Source organism: Parabacteroides sp. AM17-47 (assembly GCF_003434625.1).
Taxonomy (GTDB): Bacteria; Bacteroidota; Bacteroidia; order Bacteroidales; family Tannerellaceae; genus Parabacteroides; species Parabacteroides distasonis.
Map to the genome: position 1 here is coordinate 140,768 of NZ_QTLI01000005.1, position 15,514 is coordinate 156,281.

At 45.1% G+C, this 15,514-nt stretch carries 11 protein-coding genes; 1 reads left to right on the plus strand and 10 read right to left on the minus strand.

The features are described from left to right. Positions 1-11: 11 nt before the first annotated feature. From DW205_RS05215 to folP, 8 genes are all read right to left on the minus strand, one after another. Positions 12-2,675: a substrate-binding domain-containing protein gene (locus DW205_RS05215; protein WP_005867364.1), complete on the minus strand. Its 2,664-nt coding sequence runs from the start codon at positions 2,673-2,675 to the stop codon at positions 12-14. A gap of 155 nt (positions 2,676-2,830) precedes the next feature. Beyond that, entirely contained in the window at positions 2,831-3,541 is a 711-nt protein-coding gene (pyrH, locus tag DW205_RS05220) for a UMP kinase (protein WP_005867363.1), read from the minus strand. Between the two features lie 42 nt (positions 3,542-3,583). Further along, positions 3,584-3,955, minus strand: a complete 372-nt coding sequence (locus DW205_RS05225; RefSeq protein WP_005867361.1) for a DUF86 domain-containing protein — start codon at positions 3,953-3,955, stop codon at positions 3,584-3,586. Further along, positions 3,948-4,241 carry a nucleotidyltransferase family protein gene (locus DW205_RS05230; protein ID WP_005867359.1) on the minus strand — a complete coding sequence of 98 codons (294 nt, stop codon included), beginning with the start codon at positions 4,239-4,241 and terminating at the stop codon, positions 3,948-3,950. The genes DW205_RS05225 and DW205_RS05230 overlap by 8 nt, the downstream gene beginning before the upstream one ends. A 152-nt stretch (positions 4,242-4,393) precedes the next feature. Continuing rightward, positions 4,394-5,596, minus strand: coding sequence for an acetate/propionate family kinase (locus DW205_RS05235; RefSeq protein WP_005867357.1), 1,203 nt, complete (start codon positions 5,594-5,596; stop codon positions 4,394-4,396). A 25-nt stretch (positions 5,597-5,621) separates the two neighbouring features. After that, a complete protein-coding gene (pta, locus tag DW205_RS05240) occupies positions 5,622-6,635 on the minus strand; it encodes a phosphate acetyltransferase (protein WP_005867355.1) in 1,014 nt (337 codons plus the stop codon). A 127-nt stretch (positions 6,636-6,762) separates the two neighbouring features. Then, entirely contained in the window at positions 6,763-7,548 is a 786-nt protein-coding gene (cdaA, locus tag DW205_RS05245) for a diadenylate cyclase CdaA (RefSeq protein WP_008779131.1), read from the minus strand. 34 nt (positions 7,549-7,582) lie between these two features. Beyond that, entirely contained in the window at positions 7,583-8,422 is an 840-nt protein-coding gene (folP, locus tag DW205_RS05250) for a dihydropteroate synthase (RefSeq protein WP_005867353.1), read from the minus strand. A 129-nt stretch (positions 8,423-8,551) separates the two neighbouring features. Between folP and murF the strand changes: the two genes are divergently transcribed. After that, entirely contained in the window at positions 8,552-9,835 is a 1,284-nt protein-coding gene (gene murF, locus DW205_RS05255; RefSeq protein WP_005867352.1) for a UDP-N-acetylmuramoyl-tripeptide--D-alanyl-D-alanine ligase, read from the plus strand. On the opposite strand, the gene DW205_RS05260 is transcribed toward murF, so the two are convergent. Then, positions 9,830-12,016, minus strand: coding sequence for a DUF2339 domain-containing protein (locus DW205_RS05260; RefSeq protein ID WP_005867351.1), 2,187 nt, complete (start codon positions 12,014-12,016; stop codon positions 9,830-9,832). The two genes, murF and DW205_RS05260, sit on opposite strands and share 6 nt — an antisense overlap. A 278-nt stretch (positions 12,017-12,294) precedes the next feature. Beyond that, the gene (locus DW205_RS05265) at positions 12,295-15,192 is read right to left on the minus strand and encodes a DUF6383 domain-containing protein (protein WP_227793813.1); all 2,898 of its coding nucleotides are present in this window, start codon (positions 15,190-15,192) and stop codon (positions 12,295-12,297) included. Between the last annotated feature and the right edge of the window lie 322 nt (positions 15,193-15,514).

Genomic DNA, 15,514 nt, shown 5'->3' on the forward strand with positions numbered 1-15,514 from the left:
TCGTACAAATGTTATTGATACTCGGTAGGCGTAACCCCGTAGACCGCCTTGAAACATTTAGAGAAGTAAGCGGGCGAGGAGAAACCGGTTCGGTAAGCGACCTCACTCACCGTATACGCATTCTGCCTCAACAACTGGGTCGCCTTATTCAAGCGATAGGTACGCAAGAACTCGACGGGTGCGGTTCCGGTAAGCTCCTTGATCTTCCGGTGAAGGTGCCCCCGGGATAATCCCAAGGTCTCGCTTAGTTTCTCCACATTATATTCGGGGTCCGCATAAACCGCCTCGATCTGTTCCGCGAACTTACGCAAGAAGGCATCATCGATACTCTCCACCTTTTCCGGCTCGGACAGAAGGAGCTTATTATCCCGCAGCTTCTCCAACAAACGTTCCCGTAACTTCTGGCGCTCTTGCAATAGGTGGATAATCTTGATCTTCACGTAATCCGTATGGAAAGGCTTCTGTATATAATCGTCCGCCCCGCCGGTTATTCCGAAAATCCGTTGACGCTCATCGGTCAAGGCGGTCAATAAGATCACCGGGATATGGCTAAAGGGAAGTTGCGACTTGATCGTCCGGCAAAGTTCGAAACCATTCATCTCCGGCATCATCACATCGCTTACTACCAATGATATCTCCTCCTCTTCCAATACCCGCAAGGCATCTTTCCCGTTCGCGGCCGTCCGGATCTTGAAATGAAGGCTAAGCTCACGTTCCAAAAAGCAGCGAACCTCATCGTCATCCTCGGTGATCAGTATCGTATAAGGATAGGTCTTGGAAAGTATCTCCTTGGTTTCCGAATCGTCCAACCGGGAGGCTTCGTAGGCTTGATGGGATACGGACGTTTCCATCAGGTCGCTATCCTCGAAATGCGCCTTTCCTTTCCGTAGGCAGACCGTAAAGGTAGTCCTTTGTCCCGGCTCGCTCTCCACATGGATCTCCCCTCCGTGCATATGTATATACTCCTTTACCAAATGCAATCCGATCCCGGTTCCCATCGACCGATCCTCCGTATAGAAACGGTCAAACAGATGCGGAAGGTTAGCGGGACGGATGCCACTTCCCGTATCGATAACCTGTATAAAGACCCGATCTCCCTCTTCCGTCAGCTCTATTCGCACGCTACCTCCCTCCGGCGTAAACTTAAAAGCGTTCGAGAGAAGATTGAAAAATACTCTCTCCAATAAGTCCGGGTCGATCCATAGCGTACATTGTTTTATCGAAGAAGTGAACGTATAGGAGATCGCACGTACCGAGGCCATACTGTCAAAATAAGATTTGATCTCGCCAACGAAAGGAACCAAATCGATTTCCCGTACCGCTAGTTTCTCTTGCTTGCCTTCCACCTTCCGGAAATCCAATATCTGATTGATCACACGCAACAAACGGTTGGCGTTCTTCTGGATCAACCGCAGATCCGAGGCGTAAGGAGATTCCCGCAACGAGACAATCAAGCGATCCAAAGGGGCGAGAATCAAGCTCAAGGGCGTACGTACCTCGTGGGAGACATTCGTAAAGAATTGGAGTTTCTGCGCTGTCACCTCTTTCATCTCCGCGTTCAAGGAGATTAGCTTACGATTCGCCTGCCTCATCTTCCGGTTTATGTAAAAGGCGTAAATGGAAAGGGCGATAAAACCGATCATCAATAAGGAGATCACCCCTAAAGAGTTTCGCAGGAAATAAAACCGGTCGGACAAACCGTCGATGCGGGAACGCTGCGCCTCGATACGTTGCTTATATTTCTGGAGTTGGTCCGCTTGCAACAATAAGGTGCGGGCAGACTGATGATCTACCGGAGCCGTACGAAGAGGGATAAACTTATCCACCGGCTCCCCTTGAATGATACGCATAGCCGTGCGAATCACTTGCTCCCCTCCTGTCGGATAGAGGAAAGAGGCGTTGATCCGTCTATCTTCCACGGCTTCCAGACCGGCACCCGCCACAGCATCCACGCCGATAATCCGCAAATCCCGTCCTCGGATGGAATCCCATGCCATAAAGTATTCCCGGGCGGCGATGGCCATCATGTCGTTATGGGCGTAAACGAAATCTATCTGCTCGGGATGCTCTAACTTCCGAAGCTCCATCCGGGCCGTATCGACCAACCATTGTCCTTCTATCTTACGGAAAGAAAGATCCTCCCTTTCTCGCAAGGCATCGACAAAACCTTTATGTCGCTCTTGCGCCGGGGAGGTTTGCGTGAGTCCCCATATCTCTAAGATAATAGCGTTCGGGGGAAGATAATGGGCGGCGTAATTGCCTGCCGCTAGTCCGATCTCATAATTGTTCGCCCCGACAAAAGAGGTGTATTGATCGGTATTCACCTTGCGATCTGTAATGATCGTCGGGATTCCGGCACGGTACGCTTCCTCGGCAACTGCCGTGATCGGCTCGGATTGATAGGGGGAGATGATCAAGACATCCACCTTTTGGCGGATCAAGTCTCGTATTTGTTGTATTTGTGTCTCGTTATTGTTTTGCGCGTCCTTTATAATAATTTCCACATCATCATAGTTAGAGGCTTCGATACGCATATCGTTAATCATAGCTTCCCGCCAAGCATCGTCCAGCATACATTGGGAGAGGCCGATAACGTGCCTCTTCTGTTTCCCCGAGCTCGTGCAACCACACAATACGATCAAGGTTAACCATACTAGTAAAAAGGGATGCTTCATATACAAGAATAAAGGTCTAACGTATTTGCCACAGGGCTGGCACAACCTTGCCATGCCTGTGGCACGACAGTGCCATACGGATGGCATAGCTGTGCCATAACCAGTGGCACAACTATGCCATCAGCATGGCACTGCCATGTCATCGGTTAATGGCACTAATTATGCACCAGTGTCCCGATATTCTCTCCGCTCATCACTTTCTTCAAGTTGCCGTTGGTGTCCATATCGAATACGATGATCGGGAGGTTGTTCTCTTTACACATCGTGGTAGCGGTCAAGTCCATCACCTTCAGGCCCCGGGTATAGATCTCATCATACGTAATATCGGAGAACTTGGTAGCCGTAGGATCTTTCTCCGGATCAGCGGTGTAAATACCGTCCACACGGGTACCTTTCAGCATGACATCCGCCTCGATCTCGATGCCTCTCAAGGAAGATCCGGTATCCGTAGTAAAGAACGGATTACCCGTACCGCCGGACATGATTACCACGTTGCCTTGTTCCAGCAACTCGATCGCACGCCATTTATTATAGAACTCGCCGATCGGTTCCATACGGATAGCCGTCAGTACCTTCGCCTTCACGCCTTGAGCGACCAAAGCGGAGCTAAGCGCCAAGCTATTGATCACCGTTGCCAGCATACCCATCTGGTCTCCTTTTACCCGATCGAAACCTTTGGAAGCGCCGCTCAACCCGCGGAAAATATTACCTCCACCGATCACGATACCGATCTGTACACCCATCTCGGCAATCTCCTTGATCTGTGCCGCATATTCATTCAAGCGAACCTCATCGATCCCATATTGTTTACCACCCATCAGCGACTCACCGCTTAATTTTAATAAGATACGTTTGTATTGAGCCATGTTTTGTATATATTTAATATGTAATTCCGCAAAAGTAATGATTTATTGAAGGCTTGTGATAATTCGCAAGACATTCGATTTCAAAGGAAGAAGACTTTGTTTGATAATCGCAAATATAATAGCCTCATCAATACTAGAATATTCATGTGAAATAATATTCCTTAGTCCTATAATCTTTCGCCAAGGAACATCTGGAAAACTCAACAATAGTTCACCATTTGTTTGATCATCTATCTTTTTAATGCTCTCCCCTATAATTTGAAGACGCATGACACATCCGTCAAATACCAAAACACTATCAGGAGACAATAAAAACTCTTCCGGAGTATTGATAGCCTCACTCCAATGAAGTATCAAATCTATTGACTCGACAACTTGTTCGCAACGGTCTATAATTCGATTCTTATCAAACATAGATTCCGTCTTTAAGAATATTATTTTTTAGCGCAGGCCGTAAAGAGTCTCTTAATCGGACTAAATCCACCTTACATTTACACAAAGACTCCAAAAGCTCTTTTAGATCGAAGATAATAAAAGGCTCGACTTTCTCTAATGACACAAATACGTCTAAGTCACTATCCTCCCTATGTTCACCTCTAGCCACTGAACCAAATATCCCCAGTTCCTTAATCCCGAACTGAGCACCAAACTCTTTCTTGAATCTAGCCAATATCTCTTTATATTCTGCCGCAGACCTCATAATGAATCATTTTTACAAAATTAGGAATTAATCTTATAGTATACAACAATAAATAAAAAAGATCGCCCCAACCGGTGTCGGGGCGATCTAAACACTAATCCCGTGTTTTGTAAGCTGCGAGGATTAGCTAAAATTATATGAAACGTTACTGGTTACTTTTTATCTAAGATCTCCAAGGTATCGGCAGCGATCATGAATTCCTCATCCGTAGGAACGACGATGATAGTCACCTTACTGTCCGGAGTGCTGATTACCATCTCCTCGCCACGCATGCCCTCGTTCTTCTCAACATCGATCTTCATGCCCATGTATTCCATGTCCTCACAAACCGCACGACGAGTCGCCCATTGGTTCTCGCCAACACCACCGGTCCAAACCAAGATATCGCAACCACCCATAGCGGCGGCATAAGCACCTATATATTTCTTGATGCGGTAGTTATATACGTTCATGGTCATGATCGCACGCGGATTTCCGGCAGCTACGGCAGCCTCGATCTCACGCATATCGGAAGAGATACCGGAAAGACCGGCAACACCACTTCTCTTATTGATCAAGTCGGAAAGGCCGGCACCATCCATGCCTTCCTTATCCATGATGAAAGACAAAGCACCCGCATCCACGTCGCCGCAACGAGTACCCATCAACAGACCCTCAACCGGAGTCAAGCCCATGGAAGTATCCACGCTCTTACCATTCTTGATAGCGGTGATAGAACCACCGTTACCTACGTGAGCCGTGATAATCTTCTGATCCTCATAAGGAACACCTAAGATCTCGCAAGCACGACGGGATACATATCGATGACTGGTTCCGTGGAAGCCATAACGACGTACGCCATATTTCTTGTACATCTCGTAAGGCAAACCATACATATACGCATAATCCGGCATGGTCTGGTGGAAAGCCGTATCAAACACCGCTACTTGAGGAATACCCGGGATCAAAGCCTCCATCGCCCGAACACCCTTCAAGTTAGCCGGGTTATGAAGCGGAGCCAAATCAGAGCACTCGATTACCTTATTGATTACATCCTGATTGATCAATACGCTAGAAGCGAACTCCTCGCCACCATGTACCAAACGATGACCAACAGCGTCGATCTCCTTATAGTCCTTGATACAACCATAAGTAGCGTCGGTCAATACGCTCAAGATAAACTCGATGCCTTGTTGATGGCCGGGGCTCTCTCTCTCGATAACCACCTTCTTGCCCTCCTTATCCGTCAATTTCAGGAACGCGCCCGGCAAACCGATTTTCTCGATACCACCTTGAGCCATAACCTCACCGGAGGTCATATCGAATAACTTATATTTGATAGAACTACTACCGCAGTTCAATACTAGAATCTTCATATTATTAAGTCGTTAGGATTATCTATTATTTTGCGGATTTCAAACCGATGGATTGATTACAAGCGATCGCTACCATCTTATAAATATCGTCTACGGAACAACCGCGAGACAAGTCATTCACCGGAGCGGCCATACCTTGAAGGATAGGACCGACAGCCTCAGCGCCACCCAAACGTTGAACCAGCTTATAAGCGATATTACCCACCTCCAAAGTCGGGAATACCAAAACATTCGCTTTACCGGCGATCTCGCTACCCGGAGCTTTCTTGCTACCTACAGCCTCAACCAAAGCGGCGTCGGCCTGCAACTCTCCGTCGATCTTCAAGTCTGGAGCCATTTCCTTAGCCAAGCGAGTAGCCTCCACTACCTTGTCCACCATCTCGTGAGAAGCGCTACCCTTCGTAGAGAAGCTCAACATAGCCACACGAGGCTCAACGCCTACGATATTACGAGCCGTAGCGGCGGTAGCTACAGCGATGCTGGCCAACTCTTCCGCGTTCGGGTTTGGCATAACCGCACAATCAGCGAATACCAAAATACCATTATCCCCATATTGAGGAGTCTGCGTGAACATAAGGAACGCACCGGAAACACACTTCATGCCCGGAGCCGTCTTGATAATTTGCAAAGCAGGACGCAATACATTACCCGTCGTATTCTCAGCGCCGGCGATCTCGCCGTCAGCGTCACCCGCCTTGATCATCAAACAAGCCAAGAACAAAGGATCTTCAACTAGAACCGCAGCCTTCTCGGGAGTCATACCCTTCTTTTGGCGAAGTTGGAAAAGCAAGTCTGCGTACGCGGCTTTCTTCTCGTGATTTTTCGGATCGACAAGGGTTGCCTCACCGATGTGGTTCAACCCAAAACCAGCCGCCAACTCCTTGATCTCAGCGGGGTTTCCAATTAAGATAATGTCTGCTACACCGTCGGCCAGTAATCGGTCGGCAGCTTTAAGAGTTCTTTCCTCAGTACCTTCGGGAAGAACGATACGCTGCTTGTCAGCTTTAGCGCGCGCAATAATGTCTTGCATTAAATCCATAGCGGAAGATATTTTATATTATTTAATAATTGTACTCGTAATCCGGCTACAAAATTAGGCATAATGCAATATAGAGTTTACAAAATAGGCAAAAGAATTACAGGTAGAGATACCAGTTTCAGATCTTTTAACAGTAATTCGTCACTTCCCGCTCCCCGGAGAGTATTTGTTGCAGTTCTTCCGCTGTCACATTCACACTTAGCTTGCCTTTATGGGCCACGGAGATCTTTCCTCTCTCCTCCGAGACAATAATAACCAGCGCATCTGTCTCCAATGACATCCCTAAACCGGAACGATGGCGCAATCCCATATCCTTGGGAAGGGTGGCGTTCTGGGCGACCGGCAAGATACAACCGGCCGCCTTGATCCGGTTATCGGCTATGATCATGGCACCATCATGCAACGGGCTGTTCTTAAAGAATATATTCTCGATCAAGCGGGCATTTACATCGGCGTTGAACATCTCGCCCGTATGCTCATAGATAGTCAAGTCCATATCTTGCTGGATCACGATCAAGGCACCCGTCTTTTTCCGGGCCATATTCATACAGGCCAAGACAACAGGAGCGACAAACTTCCCTTCTTTCTCCGGGTCGTCTCCTCGTTTGGAAAAAAGTTTTCCTAGGAATTTCCAGCCCCGGTGCGAACCTAACGCCAACAGGAAACGGCGGATCTCGTCTTGGAAGAGGATTACCAAAACCACGAAACCTACGCTAATAAACTTATCCAAGATGGCCCCCATCAACCGCATCTCCAATACCTGCGAGATCAAGATCCATACGACGATGAATGATACGACCCCACTGAATATAGCCAATGTGCCCGAGCTTTTCATCAACTTATAGGTCTGGTACAGGAAGAAAGCCACCAGCAATACGTCAATCAAGTCTTTTATACCGAAATGCATCCACATAGTTAATTGAGAATTGAAAGTTGAAACTTGAAAATTATTTGTTGGTCATTTGACCTATGACGCGAATGGCTTCCACTGCTTCCCGCACGTCATGCACACGGAGGATATTAGCACCGTTCAAGAGAGCGAACGTATTCAATACGGTCGTTCCGTTCAGGCTATCCGCAGGGGTTCCACCCAGTAATTTATAAATCATGCTTTTACGGGAGACTCCAACTAATAAAGGCAACTCAAAAATAGAGAACTCCTTTAAATGGCTCATCAATTGGTAATTCTGCTCCAACGTCTTACTAAAGCCAAAGCCGGGATCGAGGATGATATCATTCACCCCTAAAAGCCGAAGCCGGCGTACCTTCCGGGAAAAATACAGCATGATCTCCTCCATCATATCCGGGTAATCAGTATGCCTCTGCATAGTTTGAGGGGTTCCACGCATATGCATCATAATATAAGGCACCTTCAAATCCGCTACCGTTTGGAACATATCCGCATCCAACTCACCGCCGGAGATATCGTTAATGATAGCCACTCCATATTCCTCTACGCAACGACGGGCAATCCCCGCACGAAACGTATCTACGGACACCGGGATATCCGGGTAATGCTTATTTAATATATGTAAGGCAAACTCCAAACGGCGCATCTCTTCCTCCGGCGTAACCTCAGCGGCATCCGGACGGGATGAATAACCACCGATATCTATCCAATCCCCTCCCTCCGATAAGATTTCTCGGATACGGTCCTCGATAGCGGTCTCGGTCTGTTTGCGGCTGCCCGCATAAAAAGAATCAGGGGTAATATTCAAGATTCCCATCACCAACGGCGTCGCTAAAGAAGTGAGTGTCCCTCTAATATTGAGCGTTTTATCTAACATGATCTTTCCTTATTTCCAGCAAAGATACAGGTTTCTCTCTTAAAATCTCCTTCTAGATTCTTCATTCTTTATTTAATTGCTACATTTGCCCCGAATTAGACAGGAATAAATATTTAACGCGATACAGTCATGAGTATTATCGACCTCTATGATTTATTTATACATAACCCTCAAATAACGACAGATAGCCGGAACTGTCCGAAGGGTTCTATCTTCTTCGCCTTAAAAGGCGATAAATTCGATGGAAATCAATATGCCGGGAAAGCCTTGGCATCCGGCTGTGTCTATGCCGTCATAGACAATCCCGATTATTATATAGGCGAACGCACGATCCTTGTTGATAACGTGCTGAAGACCTTGCAACAATTAGCGCACCATCACCGCAAGGTACTGGGGTTGCCGATCATCGGGATTACCGGAACGAATGGCAAGACCACGACCAAAGAGTTATTGGCTGCCGTACTCTCAACGAAATTCAATTTGCTATATACCGAAGGTAATTTCAATAATCATATTGGCGTTCCCTTGACCTTGCTCCGATTGACTCATGACCATGAGATGGCGGTTATCGAGATGGGCGCCAGCCATCCGGGAGACATCAAGGAATTAGTGGATATCGTCCATCCTAACTATGGCATCATCACGAACGTAGGCCGTGCCCATCTGGAAGGCTTCGGTTCTTTCGAGGGTGTGATCCGGACAAAAGGGGAGTTATATGATTATATCCGTCGCTCCAAAGGCAAGATATTTATCAAGAAAGAGAACGAGTACCTTCAGTCTATCGCCAAAGGCATCGAACAAATCACATATGGAAACGGGGATGATGCTTTCGCGTCCGGACAGGTAGTCAGTTGCGATCCTTTCTTAGTGTTCAATTGGAAGCAACAAGGAAAGTTGCATACCGTCGAAACACATATGATCGGTAGTTATAACCTAGATAATGTATTGGCCGCCGTCGCCGTAGGCCGCTTCTTCAAGATCCCGGCAGAGCGTATCAGTCGTGCTATCGCCGCTTACGAGCCAACCAATAACCGTTCCCAATTCAAGAAAACCGAGAATAACGAATTGATTATCGATGCTTACAATGCGAATCCGAGTAGCATGAAAGTAGCTCTGGACAATTTCATCACCATGCCCGTACAGCCTAAAGCCATCATCCTTGGAGATATGCGCGAGCTTGGACCAACTAGCGACGAATTACACGCGGAGGTTGTCGAACAGATCAAGAAAGGCCAGTTCGACAAGGTGTTCCTCTGCGGCGAGCATTTCTCTAAAGTAGGCAAAGAGTTCTCCCCCTTCGCTACCACGGAGGCAATGGTGGAAGAGCTTCGGAAACAGCCGTTAAAGGGCTATCATATCTTGATCAAAGGCTCTCATAGCATGGGGCTGGAGAAACTAGCGGATATCCTATAAGCTATCATCGAACAAGACGGTTTTCAACTTCTGATACAAGAAGGAGAGAACCAATAAGATAACTCCCAAGATTATAAAGACGACCACTTTCCCGATCGTAGGCAAGAGCCACAGATCTACCAACACCAACTTTAGCAATACGATCGAGAAAGTGGCCAAACTAATCATCCGGACAACCTTCAGGTGCAATCGCATTCCCACCGCCATTTGCATAAAGCCGGCAAGACTCAACGAGATAGAGAAGCCTGCGCTTAATTCATCCGGCAAGCCCAACTGATTCAACAAATTATTCGTTCCCACGGCCAGTAATATCGTAGACAGCAAACAAATATATAAGGTCATCCCATGCGTACGCTTTTCTCTTGCGTCAAATGACTTATAATAGTACCGCCCCAAGACAAAAATATGCCCCCCGATTAAAAGCAAGGAAACCCATAGCAGGAACCGGGGAATAAAGAGATCATCATACCCGACCCACAAAGACATTCCTCCGAACAGGGATAAAGATAGCCCCAAGAGTAGTCCGTATCCCCCCGCATTTCTTGACACAGGCAAATAGCTTTTCCCTAATAAAACATTCGCAGCAAATAAAACCGCCACCGTAAATGTCTCGATATAGCTAAAGGACACGATCGAAGGATCTACATATGAATAGAAATCGAAAACAAAGGCTATATATAATACGACACATCCCGTCAAGAGAGGCCCTTTCGTAGATATCCTTGTCGGACGTACCAACCAAGCGTCTACCCAATACGATAGCCCCGTAAAAATACCGGTAGCGAACAAGCCATTTATAAATAGGGAAGAATCTCCGTACCGAGCCTCCATACATCCGTGGAAGACATCCATTCCGTAAGAGCCCAGCGTCAAGACCGGAAGTACCCAAGCGAATATCTCGTAAACCCGCAGACGGAAACGACTATAGAACCAGAGAATAATCATTACCTCTGAAGCCCAAAACAAGGTAATAAAGGTCCCTTCCAGTTGGATCGGGATCGTCACCGATACGAACGTAAGAGCGATACCCAATAACGTATGCATCAAGAAAGTGAAAGGTTCCCCTTTCCGTTTGATCCAAAAGAAAAGAGCGAAGTTAATAGCCGCAACAAAAAGGGTTACCAGACCTTTGCAATTCCGCTCAAGCTCCATATTCTGCAGGAGACAAAGGGCAAAGAACAGGAATACGAAATTGTTCAATCCGATCACTCCTAATAAATATTGATTGATCCCCCGGATATTGATTCGTACGATGGAAGCGACCGATAATAAGAAGATCAAATAGAAGGCGATAGAGAAAATAAGTAAATGTGTTAATTGGACACTTCCCATCAAATCCAGATCCGCAGCATACGTATAACCCGCAAAGACGATCCAAGTCAAGGCAAAACAAATTACAGGCAATTCCCCCCACTTCTTATAGATAGATAGCCCGAACATTCCTAGGTCCAAGATCATGACATAGGTAAACAGCACCCAATAACTTCCATCTCCGCTACCCACTAAGAATGGAGCGATAAATCCACCCACCAAAGCGATAATCGCCAGTTCCCTACGATTATAGAGTATAGATAAAGACGACATAAATCCGGTAAACAGCACAAGCAGAATAAAAGCGACCGTTTGGCTAAACAGCCCGTAATAATGATAGGCGATCGCCACCGTTACATAGAAGATCGCGAAAGCGCCTCCCGCCAGCAAAGAGCTAAAGGTACGATAGGAATCCTTCAAACGCCAAGCCACGAATAGAAGTAATCCGCCCATCCCAAAGCCAAGGATCGTACGCAAGGTCTCGTTTATCCATTCCTTATCTATCGCATACTTCACGAAAAGCCCCATACCCAAGACGAGTATCAGGATACCAATTTTACCGAATAAGTTCTCACCGATATATTTCTCATAATTGACAGGTTTCCGCACCTTCTGGGGTTGAGGATTTTTAGCAGGTTCGACAATCGCCCTTACCGGTTCAGGTTGTACGAAAACTTCCGGCTCTTTCAAGATCTCAGGCTCCGGTTCCTTTATCTCGTCCACAACTTCCGGACTATTCTCCAAACGTTTACGCAAGGCAGCGATCTCTTTCAACAATTCCTCCGTTTTCTCTTGTGATTTGGATATCTTATTACGCAAGTTTATCCAAATCATGATCAGTAATAGAAGTATCAGTAAGGTATATTCCATAAACTCTAAAATTATAAGCTTGCCGCAATATACGCATTTATTTATGTAAAAGCTTTCCGAACCATAAAAAAGTCCCGACGATACGAATATCGCCGGGAGCAATTTTTTATCCGGTTTCCTTCCTCACGGAAATACTATCGGAAGAACTTTTTTACTTTAGTATTAACCACACGTTCCCCCATCACGGGATACTTTGTTGCGTGGAAATTATTTAATTAAATATATTTAGATAGAGACGGGACGTGCCCGCCTCTACTGTATCATTTCGAATAAAATAATTATTTAACAACCACCTTAACAGCAGCCTCACCCTCTACAGCTACAGCTACGATACCTGCCGGTACAGCGATTGTAGCGTTATCAGATGAAAGAACTGTCTCAGCAACCACCTTACCTAAGATGTTAGAGATAACAACAGACTTGCCAGCGGCACCTTGGATTGTTACAGTTCCAGCGTTAGCGACAACAGAGATAGCAGAAGCTCCTTCTTCAACGTTATCGTTGGATGTCGGGTGTAATGTCGTAGCCTCAGCAACGAACTCATGAGCCTCGTCACGATTATCCGTCCAAACTAATACGTTGTTGATAACTTTCAAATAAGAAGTTACATCTTCACGATCAGTCTTAGTTGCATCATCTTCGTTTGCAATCTCCTTTGTTGTCTTATTCTCGATCTTCAATGTATTATTTGCAGTTGTAACAAATGCCATTGCAGCCGGATTTACAGACATAGTCTTCAAGGTATCAACAGCAGTTGCTTTTTCACGAACAATAGCTAAAGAATCCTCACCATAAACGATAGCTTTAACAAAAGCTGCTTTCACCAAACCTTCTGTAGCATTCCAATAAGCGCTACCTTCATTTGTCTTAGATGTATATTTATCATCATCACCCTTAACCGCAGAATAAACAGAATCTTGAGGATTTACCAAGAAATATCTGTAACCATCAGCGATAGCAGCAGAGTCTAACCCATTACCTGTTGTGATGTAATAAGTAGGTCTAGTTACATCTTTTACACAAGCAGTATCAATCCACAAACCAAACAAGCTGTCGATATATTCTTCTTGACCTGCCAACTTAACCTCCGCAAACAAAGACTTAGGATTCATGGAAAGAGCTTTACCATCAGCCTCGGCAGATTTAACCAACATGTGAGAAGGAGCATTCAATGTAGCGTAGTCCGGAGATGGCTCTACTACCAAGTCAAAATAGTTGTTATTTACAGCTGAAGCTGCAGCAGAGATCAACTTACCAGTATTAACATCCAATACCACAATCTTATCACCTGTAGACAATAAATAACCATTGCCCTTAGCTGTTTTGAATGTGAACTCAGAACCAGCAACTGCAGGAGTAGCTGTATTATCTTCTTTTGCCAACTTAAATTCATTATCCTTAGCTACAACATACTCTTTTGTATATTGCTTGTAAAGTTTATAAGTAGCCGTAGCTAAAGTATCACCTAAAGCGATAGCACCTACACCAGCTTTGTGTTCATCAGCATTGCTAGTCCAGACCTTACCCGTTTTATCTTTAATTACTTCAACCTTGAATTTAGCAGCGTCTTCGGCTGTAGTTTTCTTAACCTTCAATACGCCGTCAACGATTGTATACAAATCATCAACACCCTCCGTACCGGAGATCAAGTTCAATGTATAAGCGAAGTTATCAACAGCTACCTTGTCCAAATACTTCGTAGCCATATAGTTGTATTCCTTGCCACCGGCTTTGATATCTTTCTGATATTCGAAATAGAATTCAGTACCAGCCGCTAAACTTGCAGAAGCAGCGCTATTTACAGCATCCACTCTGTAAGCGTCTTTACCTGTTACCTTATAGATCTGAGCGGCAGCAGTTGTAAGACCTTGGTTGAAGTTACGTTCAACGAATTGGTATTTACCACCCTTAGCAACTACATAGAACTGACCAGCAGGGTTATATGCATTAGGAGCATCCTTCTTCAATTCCAATCCACTAGCCGTAGCATAAACATACTTAAACTCATCACCAGATTTAACCTTGATGAAGTAAACACCATCACCAGTAGGCAATGTAGCCGGAGTGCCCTTACCTAATTTTACGGAAGGAGCGACACCTTGCTCGATTGTAGAAGGAGTACCAGAAAGTTTAGAGACTGTCAATACCTTTGAATTGGTTACCTGAGCATATACTACTTGAACATCAGCAGCAGTACCTGTAAGCGCAGCTTCAAATTTCTTAGTAGTTGTATTATAAACAGGTGCATTCTTTACATAAACAGCGACTTTATCGTTTGATAAGTCTTGAATAAATTTGAACTTTTGAAAATCACCATTCAATACTGTATGATAACCATTATCCAACCAAGTTGAGTCTTTTGCGAATTTATAGCCAAATACATCCTTTTGCCCAGCGATCGTGTACTTAGTTGTATCCAAACCGAAGTAAGCATCCTTTTCACCGATCTTATCAGCGCCAACTTCCTGCAACTGTACATAATCAGCATCAGCACCAGTCAACTGAGTAGCTACTAATTCTTTGCCCTCAAAGATGTTCTCTTGATAAGCCTCTCCAAAGTTCAAAGAGAATACAGTGAAACCATCGCCTAAGTCAGAGGCAGCCAAAGTACGAGCCTTCAAAGCCGAATTTACTTCCGAAGTGAATGCTGTAGCGGCACTAGCAATGCCCAAGGATAACTTACCTCCAGACACAACCAATCCTAAAGATCCGTTCGCAGAATAATAAGCAGAAATCTTGCCGTCAGTAGTTACAGACCACTTGTCAACACCTGCCGCTAAATTAGGTTTAGCATCTTTTTTTGCAGCGAAAGACAATACAGCACCAGTCTTTTTGTTAGTGAAGCTGTAAAGCTTGTTTCCTGTAGCATCAACTCCAGCTTCAGTAACCTTCCACATAGCAGAGTCAATAGAAGCTTTAGGAGCAGTTGCCAAATTGCTAAATGTTTTTACCACTACAGAGTCCGATTTAGCTCCATAAACAGCTAAATAATCAGAAGAACTGGACTTCAACATGGTGTAACCGTCTGTTTTGGTGATTTGGGCTGAAGCAACAGCCGAAATCATTGCAAGTCCAGCTACAAGAGTAGAAAACTTTTTGTTCATAATTCTAAAATTAATATTAATACTAGTGTTAATTAAAAGCTCTTCAATATTTTGCCCCTTCAAATTGGGCATAAAACGACTAGTCTAAACGATCGTCTAAATCTTGCGTTTTTTTAGTGCCAAAACAGGAGATTTGTTGAAAGAATCCGTTGTTTCGTAAAGGATAACCTATCCTATTGATAAGAAAGAGGATAAGCGATAAAAAAATAATGCGGAAGGGTTGTAAGTGTCGAAGAAACGCGTACCTTTGCAAATGACTAGAAAAATCGATCGTTTAGACTAGTCGTTTCTCACATTCTATTCCATCGCACATAAAATATACATCACCTATATAGTAGTATAACCTCTATGCGTATTGCATATATTATAATGTACGAGCGTACATTATATATTA